The following is a 23,655-nucleotide window of genomic DNA, read 5'->3' on the forward strand; positions in this document are numbered from 1 at the left end:
CATCGCCTGCGCCTCGGCGGCCTTCGTGTCTGGGTCGCTGCGGCAGGCGGCCGAACGTCGCAGCGCGGCCGCGCTCGCGATGCCGCGCGCCGTGCGACGCTCGAAGGAGCGCTGGATCTCGGTGGGGGTTACTTCGCCGGCGCCTGCTCTGCGGTCGCGCCGAGCTTCTCGATCGAGCGCGGGGTCCCGAAGCCGGGCCCGCCGAGCGCGGTCTCGATCTTCAGATACTCACCCTGATGCCCGGAGGAGCGCGCGGCGTCGAGGAGGACGTCATTGCGGTAGAGCGTCACGATCAGCCCCGCCACGACCGACAGCGCCAGCGTCAGGCGCTGCGCCCGGCCCGTCTCGCGCGCGCGAGGCGCCGCGTAGGACACCTCATTCAGCAAGACCTGCTCCCGAACCTCCGGCATCCACGGCGGCGAGGTGGGCCGAGACGCCGCGAGCATCGCCGCGGGCGGCGCCTGCACCTCGGTCCGTGTCACGAGGTTGGGCGAGCTGTCGTCCAGCGCTCCGAGCGGCATCGTGTCGCCCAGCGACATCGGGGCGCCGAGCGGCATCGTGGAGGACATGTTCGACGCCACCGGCGTCGGATGGTCGGAGTCCATGTTCCGCCGCGCAGGGGCGCGCGGGGGCGGCGGAGGCGGGCCCCGACGCGCCGTGCTCGGCGGAGGACCCTGGACCTGCGCCGGCTCGGGCGGCGTCGGCTCGATTCCCGCCACGACGCCGAGCGGCTGCCAGGCGGCCATCCCAGGGCGCCATATCTTCGTCGTCTCGTCGATCACGTCGAGACGGAACAGGTCGTCGAGCTTGTCCAACGTCAGCACCTTGATGTCGTCAGGCGCGATCGCGACATGCCAGAGACTCTCGCGATCATCGGTTGCCGGAACGGGCGGCGCCGGGCGCCTGGCCGGAAGGGGCGGCGGTTTCATACAAAGTCCTCCCTTGCGCCCGCGAGGATGCCACGGCGCGCGCGCACCGTACACACCGACATGAGCCTCCGCGTGCTTTCGAGACGGTGCGGATTTTTGCAATGAGTGAGGTGTGAGCTGTAACGCTGTGACCCGTGGCGCTGGCGGGATCCTCGCCATGCCGGTATTCTCGCCGGCGATGGCGGCGGAGCATGGAGGCAGTCATGAACATCGCGGATGAGGCGATCGGGGCCGGCAACAGCGCTGGATCGTCCAGCTTCCGACGCTGGATGCGCGTGATGCCGGCGCTCCTCCTCGTCGCGGCCGCGGCGTTCGTGGCGGCATATTACGTCCCGCTTCACCGCGCTCACGTGCTCTTGCTGGAGGAGCAGCGGAAGTCGAACCAGAGGGGCAAAGAGCTCGAACAGACGCTGAGCCAGGTGCGCGGGGAGCTCCAGGCGAAGACGGCGCAGATCGAGAAGAGCGAGGCGGAGCGGCAGCAGACCGAGGCCGCGAAGAAATCGGGCGTCGATCGGGTCGAGCAGATCAAGGCGGAGCTCGCGGGGAAGCTCGACAAGCACGTCAAGAAAGGGGTCGCGGCGGTCGCGGTCGCGGAGGGACAGGCGTTCGTCGCGCTCTCGGAGAGCGCGGTGTTCCTCCCCAACACGGTCGACGTGAGCCCGCAGGGGCAAGCCCTCCTCTGCCAGGTGTCGGGGGCGCTGTCCGCGAGCGGCGGCGGCCAGGCGCCGCTGCGCGTCGGCGCGGTCAGCGGTCCTCCGGCCTCGGTCCCTGCGCCCTTGCAGGCCGCCTATCCGACGCCGTGGGAGCTCTCGGCGGTCCGGGCGGCGACCGTCACGCAGACCCTCCAGGACAAGTGCTCGGTGGCAGGGGCCCGGCTGTCGGCGGTCGGGCACGCCGAGCACGACCCCGCGGCCGCCGCGCTCGGGGAGACGAAGCTGCCTCCGGGGCGCGTCGAGATCTCCGTCGCGCTGCCGGGGGCCTCCCCCGCGGCGAAGTGACGGCCGCGGGGGCGCTCGACCTGCGCGTCGTCAGGCGCCCCCCAGGCTGGCCGCGATGATCCGGCGCAGCTCCTCCTCGACGAACCGCTGCTTCGACAGCACCGCCCGCACGCCGAGCCCGCGCAGCGCGGCCTCGCTCTGCTCCTGCGCCGCCGTCGTCAGCACGACGACCGGCACGCGGGCGAGCCCGGGCGAGCGCCTGAGCTCCGCCACCAGCTCCAGGCCGCTCATGTAGGGCATCTCCAGGTCGGTCAGCACCACGTCGGGCGGCGCCGCCCGCGCCCGCGCGAGCCCCTCCCGCCCGTCGGTCGCCTCCTCGACGCGCAGCCCGAGCGACCGCAGGATGCCGCAGAGCAGCTCCCGCGCGACGGGCGCGTCCTCCACGACCAGCGCGAGTGGCTCCCGCTTCTGCTCGGCGGCGGCGAAGGGCGCCTCCCGCGGCGCCTGCCGGGCGTACGCGAACAGCCGCTCCACGTCGAGGAGCAGCATCGCCTCGCCGTCCGCGGTCGGCGCCACCGCGCGCACGAGCGGCGAGGTGACGGGCATCTCCTCGGAGCGCACGAGCGCGACCAGCCGGGGGTTCTCGTAGCCGCCCACGCTCACCGCGAAGAGGCCCGCGGCGTGGTGCAGCACGAGCGCCGCGTCCCCGGGCTCGGGCTGGCCTCCGTCGCCGAGCACCGCCCCGAGCGCGTACAGCGGCGCGAGCTCGGCGCCGGCGCCGCTGGTCAGGCGCACGCGCGGCCCGTCGGGGGTGTGCAGGAGCTCCTCGTCCTCCAGCAGCACGACCGAGTGCACGGCGTGGGTCGGCACCGCGCACCGGAAGCGCCCGCTGGAGATGGGGACCACCTCCTCGCCGTGCAGGTTCTTCGGCACCACGAGCAGGATGGTCGTGCCGAGGCCGGGCTTCGAGTCGACCCGTACCTGCCCGCCCAGCGCGCCGATCTCGCGCGCCACGATGTCGAGCCCGACGCCCCGGCCCGAGATCGCGCCGACGCTGCGGCTCGTCGTGAGCCCGTGCGCGAACAGGTACGGGATGAGCTCGGCGTCGTCGAGGGACCAGGCGCCCGGGACCGAGGGCGCGAGCACCTCGCGCAGGCGGGCGAAGTCGACCCCGCCGCCGTCGTCCTTCACCTCGATCCGCACGGCGGCGTCGGTCTGGATCACGGTCACCGCCACCGTCCCGCGCGCGGGCTTGCCGCGGCGCGCCCGGACGTCCGCCGGCTCGATCCCGTGGTCGATGGCGTTGCGCACGAGGTGCAGCAGCGCCGGCTCGAGGCGGCGCTCCACGGCCGCGTCGAGCAGCCCCGTCCCCTCGACCCGCGCCTCGACGTCCTTGCCCAGCATGCGCGCGGCGCTCCGGGCGGCGAGCGACACCTGGTTCAGCAGGCGCTCGGTGCGCACGACCGACGCCCTCCGGACCACCTCGTCGAGCTCGCCGAGCGCGCGCCCTGCCGCGAACTCGTTGCTGGACGAGTCCGCCCGGACGGCGCCCAGGAGGCGCTCGATCTCGGCACCATAGCCGAGCGTCTTCGCGATGCGCTCTGCAAAGCGGTCCGGCGCGCCCCGGGGGTCGATCTCGACGAGCAGCGCGCGGAGCATGCGCTGGGACTCGCGGAGGCGCCGCTGGATGACCTCCCGCTCGCCGTGGAGCCGCTGGAGCTCCTGCAAGAGCGCCCCGACGGCCTCGACGTCGAGGGCCGCGCGGGCGGTCGGCTGGGCGGGGTCGGGCGGCGCGTCGGGCGGGTCCAGCCGCGGCGGCAGGACGCTCTCGTGCACGGACTCAGGCGGCGGCGCGAGCGGCGGCGCGAGCTCGCCGGCGGGCAAGCCGCTGCCGCCGAGCTCCGCGCGCGCCGCGCGGAGGGTCTCCTTCACGATCTCGAGCTCGGGCGCGGCGTCGCCGCCGGGGCTCGCCGACAGGAGCCCCAGCCCCTCCAGCGCGCCGAGGAGGCTGTCGCCGGTGAGCTGCGTGGGGCGCGCGCCGCCCCGCACCGCGTCGATGACGTCCTCCGCCAGCTCGGCCAGGTCGCCGCACGCGGCGAGCTCCAGCATATGCGCTTCGCCCTTCAGCGTGTGCAGGAGCCGGCGCAGCACCTGCAGGTTGCCGCTCTGGCCCTGCTCGTAGCCGAGCCACAGGTCGGTCGCCTGGGCCACGCGGTCCGGCATGGTCCGGTGGAACGCGGCGACGAGATCAGCCCGGCTCCTCATCCGCGTCCGCCTCCGCGCTTTCGGGCTTGCTGGCCCTCGCCCCCAGCGGCTTGACCCGGAAGGCCTTCGCCGTCGTCTTGAGCACGTGCGACAGCTGGAGCAGCGACTCGGCCGACCGCGTCGCGGCCACGCTGCTCGTCAGCGCGTCGTTCACCGCCCCGACGATGTCGACGATCGCCGTCTTGACCCGCGCCGTCCCCTCGCGCTGGTGGTCCACCGCGTCCGAGATCTGCGCGGCGGCCGCGGCCGTGTCGCGGGCCAGCTTGATCCCGTCCTCGGTCGCGAGCACGGACGCGTGGGAGGCCGCGTGCATGTTCGCCACGAGCTTCCGGATGTCGCGCACCGAGTCCATGACGTGCTCGGACAGGCGGCGCATCTCGGCGGCCACGAGCGAGAACCCGCGCCCCACCTCGCCGGCCTTCGTGCCCTCGAGCGCGGCGTTGAGCGCGAGCAGGTCCGACTTGTCGGCGATGCTCTGGATCAAGGACAGGATCTCGCCGATGCGGTCCGAGTGGGAGCTGACGAGGCGCGTCTGCTCCGCGGTGTGCTGGACGCTGACGAGGCTCCGCTGCGCCATCTCGTGCACGGTCGTCGCGTCCTTCGCGATGTGATCCGCGCTGGCGGTCAGGGCCTCGACGGTCCGCCGGATCTCCTCGAGCGCCGCGTTCTGCTGGCTCGCGCTCGTCTCCTGCTCGCGCACCGACGAGAACATGCCGGCGGCGGCCGACGCGACCTCCGCCGAGGTGTTGCCAATCCGCGAGGCGAGCTCCTGGAGGCTCGTCACCATGGAGCGGAACGCGGCGAACAGCTCCCCGTCGCCGGTGATCTTGCACGTGAAGTCGCCGCCAGCGACCCGCGCGGCCGTCTCCTGGAGCTCGCGCAGCTGGGTGTTCATCCGCTCGAACGCGCTGGCCATGTCCCCGAGCTCGTCGTCGGAGATCCTGAGGGACAGCCGGGCCGAGACGTCGCCGCGGGCGATCCGGTCCGCCGCCTCCTTGATGTGCGCCATCGAGCGCGTCATGCGCGCCGAGATGACCCAGGCGAGGCCCAGGCCGAGCAGCGCGATCCCCGCCGATTGCAGGGCGATGGTCTTGCGCGCGTCGGCGCGGCGCTCGGCGATCCGGTCGCTGCGCAGCCCGACGGCCAGCGTCCCGAGCTGGCGATCGCCGTTCCGCGACCGGATCGGGGCCTCGCTGACGACGACGCCGGCGTCGCCCCGGCCCCGCGCGCCCTCGGGCGCCTGCGCCGCGCCGATCGCGGCGATGCGCTGCCCCCTCGCGTCGTAGACGGACACCCAGCTCACCAGGGGATCGGTCATCGCGGTGCGCAGGGTGTCCGGGAAGGTCTCCGGCGGCTGCTCGAGGTCCATGGCCACGCCGATGGGCTCCTTCAGCATGGTGGCGAGGATCCCGGCGCGCTCGCGCAGCTCGGCCTCGCTCGCCCGCGCGGCGTGCTCGGGGATCAGCCACAGATCCAGCGCCGACAGCACGATGGCCACCGACGCGACGAGGGCGGCGATCTTCCAGCGGATAGAGCGAAAGTTGAGCATGGCGGGTGAGGGACGGCGATGGCGGACGCGGAACGAGAAGCGCTGGCTGGGAGATGGGAGATCGCGAGTCGTGAGCCGTGAGCGGTGAAGTTGCGAGCGGCGATGCGCGGTGTCCGGTGGCGGACGTCGCGAGGGCCTCAGTCGACGATGCGGGCGAGCCGGAGGAGCTGCGGGTCGAAGCGGAGGCCGACGGCGTTGGCGTGCTTCACGTTCAGCAGGAGCTCGGGCTTGGCGCCCGAGAGCCCCACGGCGACGGCGCAGCCGCGCTTCGTGTCGTCGCCGTCGCCGCACACGACGATGCGGACGACGGCTCCCTCGCGTGACGGGATGTCCGGGATGGCCGCGGCGAGCCCGCGCGCCACATAGACCACCTCGGCGCCGGCGGCGCGGAGCGCCTCCTGCAGCTGGGCCCTTCCGCTGTACGTCACGCGCAGGACCGACGCCTGCCGCTTGGCCACGGTCGTCTTCGCGGCCAGCCTGGAGAGCACGGCCGCCATCGCGCTCGCGTCCTCTGCGCTCGCGCCCGACTCCGCCCCGACGACCGCGAGCACGGCCGTGCCCGCGCGGCTCGCGAACCCGCTCTCGTAGCCGATCGATCGCAGGAGGATGGCGCCTCGCAGCTCGTAGGGGACGGAGGCGGCAGAGCGGCTCTCGGTGCTCACGGTCGTGAGGAGCGCCGCGGCCATCAGCATTCGAATCGACGAGATCGGAGATACCATGTTCCGCTGGCGAGCTTCGTAGGAGCGCGGACGGATCCTCGATAAGCGTGGCATCAGGCGACCGCGGACCCCACGTCAACGTTCCTTGGCGGCGAGCCGCTTGACCAGGGCCGGCAGACGATCGAGGTGGCGCTTCGAGAGGACCGCGTCCGCCTGGACCTCCAGCTGCAGCTGTTCGAGCTCCCGCTCGGAGTGTCCGGACATCAGGATGACGCTGAGCTGCCCGAGCCGCTGGTTCTTCCGGAACAGGGTGAGCAGCCGGTCCCCACGGATGGTGGGCATGAAGACGTCGAGGACGACGACGCGCACCTGGTGCCGCACGATGGCCTGCGTCGCCCCGATGGGGGAGGGGAGCGCGAGCACCTGAAAACCGGCAGAGCGCAGCACGCGAGACACCTCTTCTCGGGCGATCTCGCTGTCGTCGATCACGAGCACAGGCGCGTTGGTCGGCGCGGTTGTCGGCGTGCTCGCCGGAGCGCTCGCCGGCGACCGCGACAGCGGGGCCCCGCTCGCCGGGGACGCCTCGACGGCCGAATCGAGCGGCGGTCTGGGTTTGGACGCAGGCGATCGGGAGCTCGGAACGCTCATGGGTTCGACCAGATGGCCTGAGCTTCGCGCGTCGGCGCCGAGGGCCGAGGCGCAGCGTCCGAAGCGTCGACAAGGTGGGCTGCGTCGAGGAAGGTCACCGCTCCCTCGCTGGTGTCGACGACGGCGTTCGGCGCAGGCTCCCCGAACACCTCGACCGCGGCGACACACCGCGTCTTGCCGGCGGGCAATCCCAGGTAGCCGCGCGCAGCGCGGCAGACGACGATACGGAGCGGGGTAGCCGCCGGCTCCGCGACGGCGGGCGACAGGATCACGATGATCCTCCCCCGGTCCTGGAGGATGCCCATCACCCGGGGGTCGGCGCGCGGCAGCGGCAAGGGGGCGCGCCACGCGATCACCTCTTCGACCTGCTGCGCCCTGAGCGCGAAGGTCACCGCGCCCATGTCGAAGAGCAGGAAATCGACAACGGCCCTCTCGCGCAGGCCCTTGTCCGGGGCGTCGTCGCGCAGATCGTGAACCTGGCTGATTGCTTCGGACAAGGTGTCCTCGATTTACCACAAGGGCAGACGCCGGGGTGGTGCATTCGTATCGGGCTGCACGGTGTCAGGAGATTTCTGACGTCGGTTCTGCTGTCGCTGTCGTGTGTGCTCCTGCGTCTGCCTTCCCGTGCATGCCCCGGCGGCATCAGTAAGACGCCTCGACCGAGGCGCCCACGTAGGGGCGACCGGTGGTGATGATCAGCCGGTGCGAGGCGTAGGACGGCGGAGGGACCTTGTTGAACGTGAGGTTCTTGCCGAACACGGAGACCCAGACGCGATCGATCGGCGAGAAGGACACAGAGGCGTCGAGGTTGAACGCCGGGCGCGCCGCCAGCCGATCTCTGGGCGGCAGCTCGTCCGTGTCGTGGGCGGGCGCGTCCCTGGAGCCGTGGCTGTTCATGCCAGTCCGGAAGGTCGCGGCGAGCCCGGCGGTGAACCGGCTGGCGCTGTAGCTCAGGTGGCCTTTGACGAGGTGGATGGGGTAGTTGGCCCAGGTCTCGCCGTCCCAGTTGGTCAGGATGTTGAGGTCGCTCTCGGCGCCGAACGGCTTCGACACGCTGTACCAGAGGTCCCCCGCGAACCCGCCGCCGAGGTCGCCGATCGCGCCGATCTCGCCGCCGAGGGCGTCGACGTCCGCGGTGCTGTTCGCGAAGCTGCCCCACCAGCCGCCCGCGGACGGGTGCCTGGGGTTGTGGGCCACGTGGTCCTCGAAGTCCTCGGGCCGCACCTGATCCCACGACACCCAGCCAAGGGTATTCCTGTAGCGCTCATAGAAGACCGCGACGTCGAGGGCGAGGCGCTCGTCGAGCAGGCCCACGACATAGTCGAGCTCCACGAGGTGGGAGGACTCCGGAACGAGCGAGGGCAGCGGCGCGATGGGCTCGTCCTCGAAGGCGGCGTTGAATTGCTCGAGCCAGTTGAAGTATGCGGCGTCCGGGAAGCGGAAGCCCTTCTGGTAGGACAGCTTGACGTTCTGCGTGTCGCTGATCGCGTAGGCGGCCGCGACGCGGTAGGAGGGGCTGTTCACCGGCTCGGGCTCGCGCGAGAGGCCCCCGCGGAGGTTCAGCTCTCCAAACTCGGTGTGATCGAAGCGCAGGCCCGCGGAGACGGTGAGATCGTGGAAGGTGGCCGTGCTCTCGCCGAAGGCGGCGAGCTCGGTCCACGAGAAGCTCTCCGGGGACTCGAAGGCGGTCCCGTAGAGCCGTCCCCAGCGGGATCTCTGGCCGCTGAAGCGCTTGTGGCTCGCCGACGCGCCGATGGCGATCTGGCTGTTCGGCAGCGCCGTCGTCTTGTAGACCGCCTTGATGTCCCGGTGCTCCTCGCCGAGGCCCCCGACCGGCAGGAGCCCTCCGCCCGGGACCGGATTGGACGCCTTCGCCATCTCGTCTGCGACCCAGTCGGCCGGGACGAGGGCCGTCTCGAAGGCCGAGAAGGTCGGGACCAGCTCGATCTTGTGCTGCTTGGACAGGTGGACGTGGATCTCCGGCGTGACGGCGAACGTCCTCTGCCGCACATGGCCGGTGTTGCTGTCGGACCACTGGCCCGCGAGCTGCTCGCGGGTCATGGCCCTGTTCGGGGCGTTGCCCATCATCGACGTTTGCGCGTAGTCGAGCCGCAGATCGACGCTGACGGGGCTGCGCTCGGAGCCGTAGCGGAGGCGGCCGAAGCCCTTGTAGCTCGGCTCGCCGAGGGCGTCGACGCGCGTGTGGTGCAGGAAGGGAGACGTCGTGACGCCGGCGTAGCCCTTGCCATACAGCTCCGCCGTGTTTGGCCGGGGCGCCTGGGGCAGCTCTCCTTCGTTGTCGGCGTGGCCGAAGTAGAGGAAGAGATCGGCGTTGTGCTTCTCGCTGAGCAGGCCGCCGTAGCTGGCCTCCAGGGTGCGCGTGTCGCCGGAGGCATACGACGCCTTGCCCCAGAGCCCGGGGCGGGTGATCCCCGTCGGCCTGAGGACGTTGACGAAGCCGCTGATCGCGCCGGAGCCGTGGACGATGGCGCCGGGGCCGAGGATCACCTCGACCCGCTCGATGTCTCCGGTGAGGGGCACGGCCAGCGTGCTCCCGATGGCGCCGAAATGGGCGCGCATGTTCGTGTTCACGCCGTCGACCATGACGAGCGTCTTGGCGTTGTTGTCGATGAGCACGCCGCGCACGCCGATGAGGCGCGAGGTGCGCTCGTGCTCGCCGATCAGGACGCCGGGCTGGTGGGCTTGCAAGAGGTCGTCGAGGGAGCGCACGGCATAGAGCTTCAGCGCGCGGGCGTCATAGAGGCGCGCCTGGCCGGTCGACGTCTTGCTCTCGGTCTCGAAGAAGCCAGTCGACGAGACCTTCACGTTGAGCAGCTCCTCGAGATCGAGCGAGAGGAACTGCCCCTGACCGCCGTCATCGCCGCTCGCCAGCGCCTCGCTCCCCGGGCTCTGCGCCCAGGCGGAGCCCGCCGCCCCGAGAGGGCACAGCAGCGAGCAGAGGAGCAAAGCCGACTTGCGCATGGATTTCCCCACGTTCGAGCGCCGGGCAGGGCGCACACGATCGGGGCGAGCCGACGTGCCGATGGCCCGAGGTCCTGGAGCCCGCCAGGATCGCCGGCCGTGGCTGTGCGCGACGGCGCCGGCGGGCGCGCGCTGCCCGGTTTCCCCCACGAATCTGCGACGGAACTGTTCGCTGACTTGCTGTATTGCGCGAACATCCCGATGTTACACGAATGCCCGGATGCGTCAATGGCTGTCCTGAACGCTCGACGTGGAGGGCCGCGAGCCCGCCGGCGTGCTCTCCAGAGCGCATCTTGGGAGCGGGGGTTGCTCCAGGGCGCGACTCGATGGGAGGTCGATGTGAGAAGGTGTGGTGTTTCCTCGGGGGCTGGCCGCGTGGGTGGCTGGCGTCAGCGCCCGGCGATCCAGTAATGGAAGGCGTGGAATCCAGCGCCGCGGCGCAGGGTGATCGCGATCGGGGTCGGCGTCGACAGGCGCGCGGCGGGGAGGGACAGCGCCCGCTCCACCCACGGTCCACGCGGCACGTCGACGGTGCCGATCTCCTCGCCCGCCACGGAGACGGCGAGCTCGGCGCCTTCGTCCGAGGCCACCCGGAGCACGAGGCGCGCCTCGGCGGGGGGCGCCGTGAGGCGGGCGACGAAGCGGTCGGCTGTGCGGTGCTGCCGGCCGCCGTCCGCGAGCTCCGGGCGCGTGGGGTCGAGCTCCCCCGGCGCGCTGCTCTCGGGCGCGGCGAGCGCGATCGCCATGTTGCGCTGGTCCGCGAGCGGATCGAGCGCGTAGGCGTGCGCCGCCTCGGACTCGAGGTCCGAGACGTCGAGCTCGTCGAGGATCCGCTCGCCGGGCGCGGATCGCACCGGCAGCGCCCCTGAGCCGAGGAGGTCCCAGCGCGCCTCGTAGGCGATCATCGTGGTGCCGCCGAGGATGGCCTGGTCCTCGACGGTGGCATCGACAAGCTCGCGGCCCAGCACCGGCGCGCACGCCATCCAGTGCGGGTAGACGATGAAGTGGGTCGGCCGGCGCTCCGGGGGCAGCTTCTCGTAGTGCTCGAACCTGGAGCCGGCGCCGGCCACCCAGTAGCGCGCCTCGCCCTCGGTGGTCAGGCCCACGACGTCGAAGGTCCTGCGGCCGCTGAAATAGGCGAGCGCGCCCGTGTCGTTGACGCCGATCCTGGCGTCCTCCGGCAGGTGCTGCGCGGCCCAGCGGCCGAGCCAGACCTGCTGCCGATCGATGGCGCGGGCGGAGTTGGCGAGGTCGCCGATGGCCCACGGCAGCCGCGCGGCCAGGGCGCCGGCGAACGCGCCGGCGAGGAGGGGCGTGACGTAGTGGAGCGAGGGCCGGAGCCGCTGGGCGGCGTCGCCGAGCTCGCGCGTGAGGCAGGCGGCCATGACGATCCACGCCGGCGCGAAGGGCCAGACGTACCGCACGCGGTTCCAGAGGAAGCTGAGGTACGTGCAGGGCAGCAGCGCCCCGAGCGCGAGGGCGCCCACGATCGCGGCGTGCGCGGGGCGGCCCCTCCGGTGCGCTGCCACGGCGAGCGCGACGGCGCCGAGGGCGATGACGGCGGCGGAGCCCTCGGGGAGGAAGACGGCCGTCCACTGGCCTCCGTCGATCACGTCGGTCACGAGCAGCCGGACGTTGTCGAGGAGCGCGGCTCGGAGCGTCGGTCCGTCGTAGTTGGGGTTGCCGATCAGCCACTTGACGGAGGTCGTCGAGGAGGTCGGGTGGCCCGCGAGCAGCTGGTTCAAGGCCGGGACGACGAGCGGACCGAGGAGCGGCGCGAGGGCGAGCAGGCGCCCGGCGGAGCGCGCGGAGTGCCAGAGAGCGCCGCCGCGGGAGGGCGACGGAGCGGGGAGGGGCGGCGCCGGGAGCGGTGCTGGAGGCGCGGAGCGTGACGCCGAGAAGGCGAGCGCGACCGCGGCGAGCAGGGAGGCGAGGGCGCCCTCCGGGCGAAGCAGGGGCGCGACGAAGCCGCAGAGCGCGAGGGAGCGGGCGATCGAGGCGCTGGGCGGCTGCGCGGGCGCGCTGGGCGGCTGCGCGGGCGCGCTGGGCGGCTGCGCGGAGGTGGTCGGCGGCTGCGCGGGCGCACTGAGCGGCTGCGCCGGGGCGGCGCTGTCCGTGGCGGGATCCGGCGGAGCTGGCTCGCAGAGCGCCGCCGCAAGGCGCGCGGTGCGGGTGAGGATCCAGGCGAAGGCGACCGTCTCCATCCCGCTCCAGGCGAACCACGCGAACGCGGCGAACCCGGCGCACATCGCGCCCGCGCCGGCGGCGGCCGCGGGGCCGGCGAGGGGGCGCGCGAGGCGCGCGGTCTCGACGGCGAGCGCGGCGTGGAACACGAGCCCGAGCGCCCAGACCGCATAGACGAGCGAGAGATCGCGCAGGCCGAGCGCGTGGAAGGGGGCGAGCAGCACGGGCCAGAGCAGGCTGGTGGCGCCGCTCGAGTAGCCGTCGCCCGCGACGAAGCTGAAGAAGCCGCCCTCGGCGAGCCGCCGGGCGTATTGCATGTGGATGAACGCGTCGTCGAGCGGCAGGGCCGGGCCCCCGGCCTGCGCAAGGATCGCCCTGACGCAGAGCGCGCCGAGCGTGCCGCTCGCGGCGAGGGCGGGCGCATAGGGGAGGGCGCGCGCGGCGAGGGCGCGCAGCCGGGAGGGGGCCGGAGGAGCCGCCATGGGGCCCGACGCATACCACCGTGCCGCCCGGGGACAGCGATTTCCCGCGCCCGGTGGCCGGCGGATTTCCCGCGCGGGGGCGGCCGGCATTTGGTAGAGCGCCGGGGCTCCATGGTCTTCCAGCCGCGCCCGAACCACCCCTACGCCGACGCGCCTCGCTTCCCTGACGGCGACGACGTCTCCATCGACGCCTTGATCCCGGGCGCCGGCCCCGTCGAGATCGAGATCGGCCCTGGCCGCGGCGGCTTCCTGTTCGAGCGCGCGGCGGCGAGCCCCGAGGCGCGGCTGCTCGGGCTGGAGATCCGCCTGAAGTGGGCGGCGATCGTCGACGGGCGCTTGCGGAAAGGCGGCCTCGGCGGACGCGTGCGGGCGCTCAACGCCGACGCGCGCGAGGCGCTCGCGCGGCTCCGGCCCGACGCGTCGATCGCGCGGTTCTTCCTGCACTTCCCGGATCCGTGGTGGAAGAAGCGCCACGCAAAGCGCCTCGTGATGGGCCCGGCGCTGCTCGACAGCCTCGCGCGCCTGCTCGTGGACGGCGGCGAGCTCTTCGTGCAGACCGACGTCGAGGAGCGCGGCGCGCTCTACGCCGAGCAGATCGGCGCGCACCCCGCGTTCGAGCCGGCGGGCGACGCGCCCGGCTCTCCGCACCTCGCCGAGAACCCCTACGGCGCGCGGAGCCCCCGCGAGCACCACGCGATCGCCGACGGGCTGCCGGTGAGCCGGCTGCTCTACCGGAGGCGGCCGCGGGCGGCGGGCGGAGCGCCGCTGGATCCTGGCCGCGACGATGGTTGAGCCCGCTGGGCGCGGTGGATGAGGCGCGCGAGGCGGAAGGCGACAACGCTGCACGTCATGCCCTCGAACATCGAGAGCATCGCGGCCGCCGTCGCGATCCTCGCCCGGACATTCATCATGGCGCGCCTGCGGCGGGGCGATCTGTAGTCGGGTGATCAGAAGCTCCTGCGAAGCGCGCTGAGCTGGCCATTGCCGGTCGCGGGAGGGGGCCGAGCCTGCGCGGCGAGCAGAGCCCATCGTCGCATGTGCGCCGCCGACCCTCGTCGTGGGCCGACACCGCCGTGGTGACGCAACAGTGGGAGTTGCGCGCCTCGTTGTCGAGGACGCGGCCGGTCGGCCGTTATCGAGGCTCAGGTGTGTCCTGCTGAATACGGGCGATCTTTCATGGGGATGCGAGCGGCGAGCGAACGTGTCGTCCTGGGCTCTCCGTGGCTCCCCGAACAGAGACTGACGCTATCGGGACTCGAGATGAAAGAAAGCTGAGCCGCGCGCGCCGTCGGCAGCGACAGTGGTCCGTGGGAGTCGTCGAAGCTGCCCAGAGCAAGCCTCGATGTTGGCACGACTCCACTTACCTCTTACATCTGGAGGACGGCATGCATCGTGCGCGCGTGAATATGTGGATCCTGGGTTGGCTGGCGGGCGTGGGCGTCTGTTCGGCACCGATGGTCGGATGTAGCAGCAGCGAGAGCACCCAGGAGGAGACGAGCGCCACGTCAGGCTCCACCACCACGAGCACGGCCAGCGCTACCGGCGGGGACGCGGGGAGTGGTGGAGACGTGCAGGGGGGCACGGGCGGGCTCGGGGGCGCCGGAGGGCAAGGCGGGAGCGGTGACGGCGGCGCGGGTGGCACCGGCGCTGCGGGCGGGCTCGGGGGCGCTGGAGGGCAAGGCGGGAGCGGTGACGGCGGCGCAGGTGGCACCGGCGGGGCGGGCGGGCTCGGGGGCGCCGGAGGGCAAGGCGGGAGCGGTGACGGCGGCGCGGGGGGGCAGGGTGGGGCCAGCGAACCTCCGTGTCCCCCGACCCAGACGTTCTGTGATCCCGCGTGCGTCGATACGCAGACGGACAGCATGAACTGTGGGGCTTGCGGCACCACGTGCAAAGCGGGCTCGACCTGCCATGCCGGCGCCTGCACATGCCCGCTGGCGGGGCAGACCTACTGCGATCCGCTCTGCGTCAACACGAAGCTCGATCAGTTCAACTGCGGCGCGTGCGGCAACACATGCGGCGGCGGCTCCTTCTGCACCGCCGGCGAGTGCACGTGCAATGCGGGGCTGGCGTACTGCGGTAGCCGATGCGTGAATCTCAGCAACGACGAGAGCAACTGCGGAGGATGCGGTACGGCCTGCAACGATGGACAGAACTGCATCACGGGTATCTGCCGCTAACGGAGTGAAGGACACGTAAGAAGGGGCTGCTCCGGCGCGCACCGCGGGCCTCGAGAGCGTCCTCGGGCCGCCGAGGTCCGTGCGGAGGCGTGCGCCTCTCCAGGAAGGCGCGCGTCGCTCGCGGCGGCGGCGGCGTGGGAGCGCGGGCGCGCCGCCCCCAAGGCGCGAGGCGCGAGGCCGAGCCGCGTCCGCCGGTGGGCTCGGGAGACCGACCGGGTCATACTCCTCCCCGAGAAGCGGGCAGCATGGATTTCGACGTCGACTTTGCCATCGTGGGTTCCGGCTTCGGCGGCAGCGTCTCGGCGCTGCGCCTCACCGAGAAGGGCTACAGCGTCACCGTGCTCGAGTGCGGCAAGCGCTGGCGCAAGGAGGATTTCCCGAAGACCAACTGGAATGTACGGAAGTTCCTCTGGGCGCCCAGGCTGCTCTGTCACGGCATCCAGCGGCTGACGCTGCTCAGGGACACGCTCATCCTCTCGGGCGCGGGCGTGGGCGGCGGCTCGCTGGTCTACGCCAACACCTTGCTGGTGCCCCCGCCCGAGGCCTTCACCAGCCCCGGCTGGCCGGCCGGTATGAGCTGGCGCGACGAGCTGATGCCCTTCTACGAGCTCGCGAAGCGCATGCTCGGCGTGACAGCGAACCCGAAGCTGTGGCCGGCCGACCGGCAGCTCCGGCAGATCGCCGACGAGATGGGCCGGGGGGACACGTTCCACGTCGCCAGCGTGGGCGTCCTCTTCGCGAAGGAGGGCGAGCAGGAAGGGCAGCGCGTGCCGGACCCGTTCTTCGGCGGCGAGGGCCCCGACCGCGCCACGTGCGTCCACTGCGGCGGCTGCATGGTGGGCTGCCGCTTCGGCGCCAAGAACACGCTCGACCTCAACTACCTTTATCTGGCCGAGAAGAAGGGCTGTACCATCCAGCCCGAGACGATGGTCACCGCCATCGACGCGCTCCCGGGCGGCGGCTACGAGCTCACCCTGGAGCGCTCCACCGCGCTGCTCAGGAAGCGCCGCCGCAGGCTCCGGGCGCGCGCGGTCGTGCTCAGCGCCGGCGTGCTGGGCACGGTGAAGCTCCTTCTGAAGGCGAGGGCCGAGGGCCGGTTACCCCGTCTCTCCCCGCAGCTCGGCCATTACGTGCGCACCAACAGCGAGGTCATCCTCGGGGTGACGGCCAGCGACGATCGGGTCGACTACTCCCGTGGCATCGCGATCACGAGCGGCATCTACCCCGACGCGCGCACGCACATCGAGCCGGTGCGATACCCGGCCGGCTCCGACGTGATGGGCGCGCTGGGCACGGTGCTCACCGACGACGCGCCGGGCCTGCCGCGCTGGCTGCGCTGGCTGGGGCGGCGGCTGCTCCACCCCATCGACCTGATCTCGGGGCTCCTGCCGTTCAAATTCGCCAGGCGCTCCACGATCCTCCTCGTGATGCAGACGCTGGACAATTACATGCAGCTCGTCTGGCAACGCGGCGGCATGACCACCCGCAGGCCGCCCGACCAGCCGAAGCCGCCGGCGTACATCCCCGTCGCCAACGAGGTCGGCAAGCGGCTCGCCGTGCTGATGGACGGCACCCCGCGCAACGCCATCAACGAAGCGGTGCTCAACGTGCCGACCACGGCGCACATCCTCGGCGGCTGCGCCATCGCCGAGAGCCCCGAGCGCGGGGTGATCGATGAGCGCAACCAGGTGTTCGGCCACGAGGGCCTCTATGTGGTCGACGGCTCGATGGTGCCCTCGAACCTGGGCGTGAACCCGTCGCTCACCATCACCGCCATGGCCGAACGGGCGATGAGCAAGCTGCCCCCGAAGCGCGACAACCCCGCCTTCTAGAGCGGCGGTCACCCGCTTCGGATACGGGCCCACCTCGGCGTTTTCGGTGCTCAGCGCACCGGAGTGCGCTTGCGCGCCGAAAACGCCGATCTGGGCCCGTCTCCTGTGCGGGAGACCGCCGCTCTGCTCTGCACGTAGCAGAGGTGGGCGGAAACCGTCGTAGTCGCAGGAACGGGGCGCGCTGAAGGAGCGTCGTACGCTTCTCACGGCAGCTCCGCGAGCGGGCCCTTCCTGTACGCCGTTTCATTTCCGAAGTGCTCGTCTTCGGAGCCGAAGGCGCGCAGGATCGATGTGTAGACGTTGTGCATCGAGGCGTCTGTCTCGTACTCGGACTGGGTGGGATCCGCGCTCGCGCGCTTGTTGTAGTTGACGTGGCGGCCGCCAGGCCACCTGCCGCCTGCCTTGCCGGCGAGCAGGACGGGGATATCGCGGGGCGAGTGCCCGCCTCCGCACCCGAACTCGCTCGTGAAGAGCACGACGCTGTTGTCGAGCATCGTGCCGTCGCCCTCGGGGGTGCTCTTCAGCCCGTCGAGCAGGCGTGCGAAGAGCTCCATACGCCAGTTGCGGTTCGCGAGGATGGTCGCGCGCCAGTCCTCGAGCCTGTCGGGCTCCGCGCCGCTCGGGCCGACGTCGAGGCCGGCATGGCCGAGGCTGTGGCCGAGGTCGGTGCTGTAGGGCTGGGGCAGCCAGCTCGTCAAAACGTCGGCGACCTGGAAGGTGGCCACGTGCGTAAGGCCGCACCGGAACGCATGCAGGAGGACGTCGACCAGCAGGGGAGCGGCCTCCTTGATCCCCCCTCCCGTGTAGGATCCGTATCCCTGGTACACGGGCGCTCCGCCGACGTCCGGCTTCGTGCAGGCCGCCAGGTTGGCGAGGCCCTCGAGCTTCTTCTCCAGGCTCCGGATGTGCTCGGCGTGCGCGTCGAGCAGGTGCCTGTCGGCCGCGCTCACGCGCCCCTTCAGGGCCGAGAGGTGCTCGCTCACACCGTCGAGCACGCTCTTCCGGTGGGCGCGGAGCCGGAGCTGTTCGGGCGTCGGACCCGCCCCGGTCTCCGTGACATCCTGGAAGAGCCGGTCGAAGGCGCTCGTCGGGTCCTTCTCGCTGGACACCTGCTCGCCCGCCGCGTTGTACAGCGGCTCTCCGTAGTTGTGCCCGTCGACCATGAGATCGATCGACGAGAACGGCGCCGGGCTCTCGCCGGCGAGCCGCTGCGCGATCACCTGATCGATCGATGGGTCGAGCGCCCTGGCGTCGTCGCCTCCCGAGGTCGTATCGGCGCAGGTGAGCACGGTCGCGTTGGAGCAGCCGTGGTGACCGCCGTAGTCTCCCTGGAGCATCCCGGCGGCGTCGTCGACGCCGCGGAGCAGGGTGAGGTCGCCCTTGTGGGCCTCGAGCGGCGCCATCTCTTCGCCGAGGGCCTCGAGCGCCGACCCCTCGTCGCCGGGCGCCCAGAGGTCGAGCATGCTCCAGGCGCCCGGCTTCCAGGGATCCCCCTTCTCCCCGGAGGCGTGGCGGGACGTGATCGTGCCGCCGTGGCTGAAGAACACGATGAACCGCCTGGCCCTGCCGTTCGCGGCCCAGACGTCCCCATGGGTCGCCTCGAGGAACGGCAGGGCGACGCACAGACCGGTCGCGGTGCGGAGGAAATTCCTTCGGCTGAAAGCGGCGCGGCGCATGGGTTCACTCCTCCTTCTGGCGCAGGTGCAAGAAGGCATTGCTGGTCGTGAGGGAGAGGATGAGATCACGCATGCTGCCGCCGCTCTCGGGCGTCGGCGTGGCCGCCTCGATCGACGCGAGATCCTGGTCGATCGGGACGCGCCGGAGCGCCGTCCGGAAGAAGCGCTTCGTGAGGCAAGCGCGCGCCGCGGGGCTCGCCGCGAGGGCCGCCGACATCCCGACGCCGCCGTCAACCTCCACGCCATCTTCGTCCGGAGCGAGCGCAGGGAGGCTGCCGCGTGCGTCGATGTCGAGTTTGTAGGGTGCCTGCGCGTCCCCGCCCGCCTCCTGCGACTGCCATCGTCCGAGCGCGTCGTAATGCTCGAACGCGAAGCCGATCGGGTTGATGATCCTGTGGCAGCTCGCGCAGGTGCCGCTCGACGTCTTGGCCTCGACGTCCTGACGGATCGTCCTGTGCACCACCTCGCCGTTTTCCTCGACGGCTCCGCCCTTGACCGGCACGTCGCTCGCGTTGGGGGGCGGCGGGCCGAGGGGGCGGCAGAGCACCTGCTCCAGGATGTACGCGCCGCGGCGGATCGGCGATTTGACCTCGATGCTGCCGAACACGCTCAGGAAGCCCGCCCGCGTGAAGATCCCCGCGCGCTGATCGCGGGGGAGGGAGACCCACGAGAACGTGCGCTCGTCGGCGGGGCCCTCCACCCCGTAGAGCGCGGCGAGGGGCCCGTTCACATAGGCGTCCGTCGTCGTGAGCAACGACTCGAACCTGCCGTCCCCCTCGAAGAGCACGCGCTCCGCGAGGGCCTCGAGCTCGGTGCGCATGGCAGCGCGCAGCGCCGGTGAATCCTCGGGATAGATCTCGGGGCTCTTCGGCGCGCTCTCGAGCGAAGCGTGCTTGTTCGTGCCGTCGAGCTCCAGCCAATCCGCGAAGAAGCGCCTCGCCGTGGCGCGGGCGCGGTCGTTCGAGAGGAGCCGCTCCGCCTGGGCGCGCACGCCCTCCGCCGTGTCGAGCGCGCCGGACTCCGCGGCGTCGAGCAGCGCGTCGTCCGGCGTCGTGTTCCAGAGGAAATACGACAGGCGCGACGCCCGCTCCCAGCCCGTGAGCGTACGGACGCCCGAGGCGAGCGGCTCGCTCCCGTCCCCGTCGCGGCCGAGCTCGACGAAGTAATAGACGTCGGGCGACTGGATCATGGTCTCGAGCACGACGAGGAGGGCGTCCTCGAACGACTGCTCCTCCCGCGCCCGGGCGTACTGGCCCTTGAGCATCGCGACCTCGGCCTCGTCGAGCGTGCGCCGGAAGGCGCGGCGCCCGAACGTCCGCACGAAGCTGTCCACACACGCCTCGTCTTCCGGGCCGCCCGTGTCGCACGGGAACACCCGTGTCCCCCACGACGCGCGCCGCGCGACGATCGCCTCCGCCGCGGCGTTGAGCTTGTCCACGGCGAGCAGCGAGGCGACCTCTCCCGCGTCCGGGTCGAGGTCGAGCTCGAGCCCCGGATCGCCGAACAGGTCGCGCATCGAGCTCGTGAACTGCTCCGGCGTCATCCGGCGCATCCCCGCTGGAGCGACGTCGACCAGCCCGCTCGCGCTCGGCGACCCGCCGCGGTCGCCTCCGAGGTCGCCGACGCAGCCCGAGAGCAGGTGGGACGCCGCGAGGACAACCGCGCCGGCGGCAGCCGTCGCGCGCCGCCCTGGCGCGGTGACTCTATCGAGGACGTCGAGGGGTCTCACGCGGCTGGGCTTCGTTCGCTTCATGGCTTCAGTCCTCGCGCGGTCGCTGAACACAGCGGGCTGGATCGCAGGGGCGTCAACTCGATTCTCCTGGGAATTATCGAGCCGCGCTGTGCTGCGTGTTCGCCGCCCGCCGGGGATCGGCATCGAGCGATCGCCGAACCGGGGCTTCTATCCATCGTGGATAATCAACCAGCTCATCGGTGGGATCCAGCTCATAGGCCGCATGGAGCTCATGCACCCATTGCATATCCTACGTCATCGTCTCGAATGACGCGAAAGCGACATCGGGCGCGAGCCTGGATTACATCCTGCTACCTCAGGGGCGGAAGATGCGACAACAGCAATGTCCGGTCGCATGACAAAGTGCATCGGCGTGTCATCTTGCCTCACCGAGCCGAGAAGGGTTCGGAATGTGTAAAATTACAATGGAGCTTCTATGGCCCATATCGTGGAGAATTCTGTGAAGGTTCGAGCTTGCGTGACCGGATTGCTCCTCGCCGCCGGTTGCACCGGCGAGCTTGGCGGAACGACGTATGCCGACGGCGGTCCGGCGCCGCTCCCTCCGCCCGTCGTGAACATTCCGCCGATTCACGTCGATTGCAGCCACGTCGGAAGCGGCAAGGATTACCAGGTCGGCCCTGGCAAGGCGTTCGAGGCGATCGGCGACGTCCCGCTCGAATCGCTCGTCGCCGGCGACACGGTGCGCATCTTCTGGCGTGCCGAGGGGTACCACGAGAAGATCATGCTCGGGGGCCAGGGGACGGCCGAGCAGCCGATCCGGCTCTGTGGCGTTCCGGGGCCGAACGGCGAGCTGCCGGTGATCGACGGTGAGGACGCGACCACCCGGCCCGAGCTCGATTTCCCCTTCGACGGCCACCAGGTGCGGGGGGTCGTGATCGTGGGTCACAAACACGACGACGCGTACGAGCTCGAGCCCACCCACATCACGATCGAGGGGCTCGAGATCAAGAACGCAGCGCCCCCCCACGGGTTCACCGACAAGTCGGGGTCTCGGGCGACCTACGCGGATTTCGCGGCCGGCGTCTTCGTGGAGCGCGGCGATCACGTGACCATCCGCGCCTGCGAGGTGCACGACAACGCCAATGGCCTCTTCGTCGGCACGGCCGGCGGGGATATCCTGACAACGAACGTGCTCATCGAGTCGAACTACATCCACGACAACGGCCTCGATGATTACAACGAGCACAACGTCTACAACGAGGCCTCGAACGTCATCTACCAGTTCAACCGCTTCGGCCCCACGCGCGGCGGCCACGGCAACAACATCAAGGAGCGCTCGGCCGGCGTGGTGATCCGGTACAACTGGATCGAGGACGGCGCCCACCTGATCGACCTCGTGGACGCGCAGGAGGCGACCGACTCGGTCGCGTTGCCGTCGTTCCACGAGACGTTCATTTACGGCAACGTGCTCCTGCGCAACGGCTACGGCCCGTCCATGATCCACTATGGCGGGGACAGCGGGGAGACCGAGTACTACAGGAAGGGCACGCTCCACTTCTTCGCCAACACCGTCTTCGTCAACAACGACGACTACGAGGACTACGATCGCTCTTCGATGTTCGAGGCCTCGACCAACGACGAGCGGATCGACGCCCGCAACAACGTGTTCGCCAGCAGCCTGGAGCCGACCGAGCTCCGCGCGGTGACCTTCCTCGGGGACCGCGACGGTGTGGCCGCCGGGGCACTCACCCTGTCCGGGAACTGGGTGACGAACGGATGGCTGCCGTTCGATCCGGTCCGGGAGGTGGTGAAGGTGGTCGGGCGGGTGGACGGCCTGGACGCCTCGATCTTCGGCGTCGATCCGGCGTTCGCGTCGGAGGCAGACCACGACTTCATGCCGGCCGCGAGCGCGCCGCTCATCGGCGCTGGCGCCTCGCTCGACGGCCTCCCGCCGGTGGAGCACCAGTACACGCCGCACCAGCAGGCCAGGGCGCGCAACGACGGCGCGAGCTTCACGATCGGCGCGTTCGGGCGGTAGCCCTCGCCGCGCAGTCCTGCGCGGCGAGGCTCACCCCGCAGCCCGCGGGGTCGACTCCCACAACCAGGTCCGCTCGCCCGTGAGGGCTCACGCCTTGCAGAGGGCGGCGCATGCGCTGGATCGGATGCGCCTTGCCCCGCGCGAGGCGCAAAGGATGCGTGTCCTCGGCACGCTTTGCCGGAGAGGTTGCGGTCACCCTGTCGCTCGCGGGCCTGCTCGCGGGGTGCGGCGCGGAAGAGCCGCCGCCGGACCTCCGGCAGCCGGCGGGCTGGGACGACGCGCTGCGGCTGCCGGACGCCGAGGATCACGACCCCGCGCCCGACGTTGTCGAGGTGCACCTCGAGGCCAAGGTGGCCGAGATCGAGGTGGTCCCAGGCCTCACGACCGAGGTCTGGACCTACAACGGGATGCTCCCCGGTCCGACGATCCGCGCGAAGAAGGGCGATCGCGTGGTGGTGAAGTTCGAGAACCACCTGCCCGAGGCGACGACGGTCCACTGGCATGGTCTGCGCGTGCCGGCGGCCATGGATGGGACGCAGCACGTGCAGGAGCCCATCGAGCCGGGCGAGGGCTTCGAGTACTCCTTCACCGTGCCGGACGCGGGCACCTTCTGGTACCACCCGCACCTTCGCTCGAGCGCCCAGGTCGGCGCGGGCCTCTACGGCGCGTTCGTGGTCGAGGAGGCCGCGGAGGAGGCGCCGCTCGGCGACGAGCTGCTGCTCGTGATGAGCGACATCGGCATCGAGGAAGACGGCTCGCTCACCGCCGCCGACGAGAGCGGATGGTTCGGCGATTACTTCGGGCGCGAGGGGTCGAGGGTCCTGGTCAACGGGAAGATCCTGCCGACGGTCGCGGCGCGGGAGGGCGTTCCGCAGCGCTGGCGGGTGGTCAACGCCGCGCGCAGCCGGTACTTCCGCTTCGCCGTGCCGGGCCAGCCGCTCGTGAGCATCGGTGGAGATGGGGGCCTCTCGGAGAGCCCGCTACCGGTGGACGAGGTGACGCTCGCCCCGGGGGAGCGCGCCGAGCTCTACCTGCTGCCCGTCGAGGGCCGGTCGGTGGTGATCCCGCTCCTGGACGCGAATCGATTCCACCTGCCGAGCGAGAACGATCCCAAGGACCTCATGCGCCTCGAGCTGGCCGACGAGCCTCCGGGGCGCGGCGCGTCGGCGCTTCCCGAGCGACTGGCAGAGATCGCCTCGATCGACACCACGGGCGCGCAGCGGCAGGCGGTGGAGTTCATGGAGCAGGGCGACGCCGACGGAGCGGTGCTCGGGATCAACGGCCAGACAGGCGGCTCTCTCATGTTCTCTGCGAAGACGAACACGGTCGAGATGTGGACGCTGACGAACACCACCAACTACGATCACCCGTTCCACCTGCACGGGTTCTTCTTTCAGGTGCTCGACATCGACGGCGCTGGGCCGCCCGTGCGCGCATGGCGCGATACCGTCAGCCTGGTGCCTGGAGAGACCGTGCGGATCGCGATTCCGTTCGACGACCGCGCCGGCATGTGGATGTTCCACTGTCACATCCTCGACCACGCGGATCTGGGGATGATGGCGATGCTCCACCTGATGCCGTGAACCGTCCCTCCGATGAGGTG

General features: G+C 71.3%; 16 protein-coding genes. 6 read left to right on the forward strand and 10 right to left on the reverse strand.

Annotation, left to right across the window (positions count from 1 at the left end):
* Positions 1-128 precede the first annotated feature (128 nt).
* Entirely contained in the window at positions 129-824 is a 696-nt protein-coding gene (locus tag POL72_RS24205) for a DUF4339 domain-containing protein (RefSeq protein ID WP_272097888.1), read from the reverse strand.
* A gap of 308 nt (positions 825-1,132) precedes the next feature.
* On the opposite strand from POL72_RS24205, the gene POL72_RS24210 reads away from it, so the two are divergent.
* Entirely contained in the window at positions 1,133-1,927 is a 795-nt protein-coding gene (locus tag POL72_RS24210; protein ID WP_272097889.1) for a hypothetical protein, read from the forward strand.
* Positions 1,928-1,957: 30 nt separating this feature from the next.
* Here the strand turns inward: POL72_RS24210 and POL72_RS24215 are convergent, their stop codons facing one another.
* The 7 genes from POL72_RS24215 to POL72_RS24245 form a co-directional block, all read right to left on the reverse strand.
* Positions 1,958-4,132: a hybrid sensor histidine kinase/response regulator gene (locus POL72_RS24215; RefSeq protein ID WP_272097890.1), complete on the reverse strand. Its 2,175-nt coding sequence runs from the start codon at positions 4,130-4,132 to the stop codon at positions 1,958-1,960.
* Complete coding sequence (locus POL72_RS24220; protein ID WP_272097891.1) at positions 4,116-5,681, reverse strand: methyl-accepting chemotaxis protein; 1,566 nt, start codon at positions 5,679-5,681, stop codon at positions 4,116-4,118. Before POL72_RS24220 ends, POL72_RS24215 begins: the two co-directional genes overlap by 17 nt.
* A 137-nt stretch (positions 5,682-5,818) precedes the next feature.
* Positions 5,819-6,400: a YfiR family protein gene (locus POL72_RS24225; RefSeq protein ID WP_272097892.1), complete on the reverse strand. Its 582-nt coding sequence runs from the start codon at positions 6,398-6,400 to the stop codon at positions 5,819-5,821.
* Positions 6,401-6,475: 75 nt separating this feature from the next.
* Positions 6,476-6,829: a response regulator gene (locus POL72_RS24230; protein WP_272097893.1), complete on the reverse strand. Its 354-nt coding sequence runs from the start codon at positions 6,827-6,829 to the stop codon at positions 6,476-6,478.
* A 155-nt stretch (positions 6,830-6,984) separates the two neighbouring features.
* Positions 6,985-7,485 carry a chemotaxis protein CheW gene (locus POL72_RS24235; RefSeq protein ID WP_272097894.1) on the reverse strand — a complete coding sequence of 167 codons (501 nt, stop codon included), beginning with the start codon at positions 7,483-7,485 and terminating at the stop codon, positions 6,985-6,987.
* Between the two features lie 145 nt (positions 7,486-7,630).
* The gene (locus POL72_RS24240) at positions 7,631-9,970 is read right to left on the reverse strand and encodes a TonB-dependent receptor (RefSeq protein ID WP_272097895.1); all 2,340 of its coding nucleotides are present in this window, start codon (positions 9,968-9,970) and stop codon (positions 7,631-7,633) included.
* A gap of 389 nt (positions 9,971-10,359) precedes the next feature.
* Positions 10,360-12,636 carry a DUF8728 domain-containing protein gene (locus POL72_RS24245; protein ID WP_272097896.1) on the reverse strand — a complete coding sequence of 759 codons (2,277 nt, stop codon included), beginning with the start codon at positions 12,634-12,636 and terminating at the stop codon, positions 10,360-10,362.
* Positions 12,637-12,747: 111 nt separating this feature from the next.
* Here POL72_RS24245 and trmB point away from each other — a divergent pair, with 111 nt between their 5' ends.
* The 3 genes from trmB to POL72_RS24260 all read left to right on the forward strand — a co-directional run bounded on the left by trmB (position 12,748) and on the right by POL72_RS24260 (position 16,645).
* Complete coding sequence (gene trmB / locus POL72_RS24250; RefSeq protein ID WP_272097897.1) at positions 12,748-13,428, forward strand: tRNA (guanine(46)-N(7))-methyltransferase TrmB; 681 nt, start codon at positions 12,748-12,750, stop codon at positions 13,426-13,428.
* Positions 13,429-14,042: 614 nt separating this feature from the next.
* Positions 14,043-14,813: an MXAN_6577-like cysteine-rich protein gene (locus POL72_RS24255; protein ID WP_272097960.1), complete on the forward strand. Its 771-nt coding sequence runs from the start codon at positions 14,043-14,045 to the stop codon at positions 14,811-14,813.
* Positions 14,814-15,058: 245 nt separating this feature from the next.
* Positions 15,059-16,645, forward strand: a complete 1,587-nt coding sequence (locus POL72_RS24260; RefSeq protein ID WP_272097898.1) for a GMC oxidoreductase — start codon at positions 15,059-15,061, stop codon at positions 16,643-16,645.
* Between the two features lie 203 nt (positions 16,646-16,848).
* Here POL72_RS24260 and POL72_RS24265 read toward each other — a convergent pair whose 3' ends face one another.
* Together POL72_RS24265 and POL72_RS24270 are read right to left on the reverse strand one after the other, a co-directional pair.
* On the reverse strand, positions 16,849-18,321 hold the full coding sequence (locus tag POL72_RS24265) for a DUF1552 domain-containing protein (RefSeq protein ID WP_272097899.1): 1,473 nt from the start codon (positions 18,319-18,321) through the stop codon (positions 16,849-16,851).
* A 4-nt stretch (positions 18,322-18,325) separates the two neighbouring features.
* On the reverse strand, positions 18,326-20,074 hold the full coding sequence (locus tag POL72_RS24270; protein WP_272097900.1) for a DUF1592 domain-containing protein: 1,749 nt from the start codon (positions 20,072-20,074) through the stop codon (positions 18,326-18,328).
* Positions 20,075-20,531: 457 nt separating this feature from the next.
* Between POL72_RS24270 and POL72_RS24275 the strand changes: the two genes are divergently transcribed.
* Together POL72_RS24275 and POL72_RS24280 are read left to right on the forward strand one after the other, a co-directional pair.
* Positions 20,532-22,052: a right-handed parallel beta-helix repeat-containing protein gene (locus tag POL72_RS24275; protein ID WP_272097901.1), complete on the forward strand. Its 1,521-nt coding sequence runs from the start codon at positions 20,532-20,534 to the stop codon at positions 22,050-22,052.
* Between the two features lie 158 nt (positions 22,053-22,210).
* On the forward strand, positions 22,211-23,635 hold the full coding sequence (locus POL72_RS24280; protein ID WP_272097902.1) for a multicopper oxidase family protein: 1,425 nt from the start codon (positions 22,211-22,213) through the stop codon (positions 23,633-23,635).
* The last annotated feature ends 20 nt before the right edge of the window (positions 23,636-23,655 follow it).

Source organism: Sorangium aterium (assembly GCF_028368935.1).
GTDB lineage: Bacteria > Myxococcota_A > Polyangia > Polyangiales > Polyangiaceae > Sorangium > Sorangium atrum.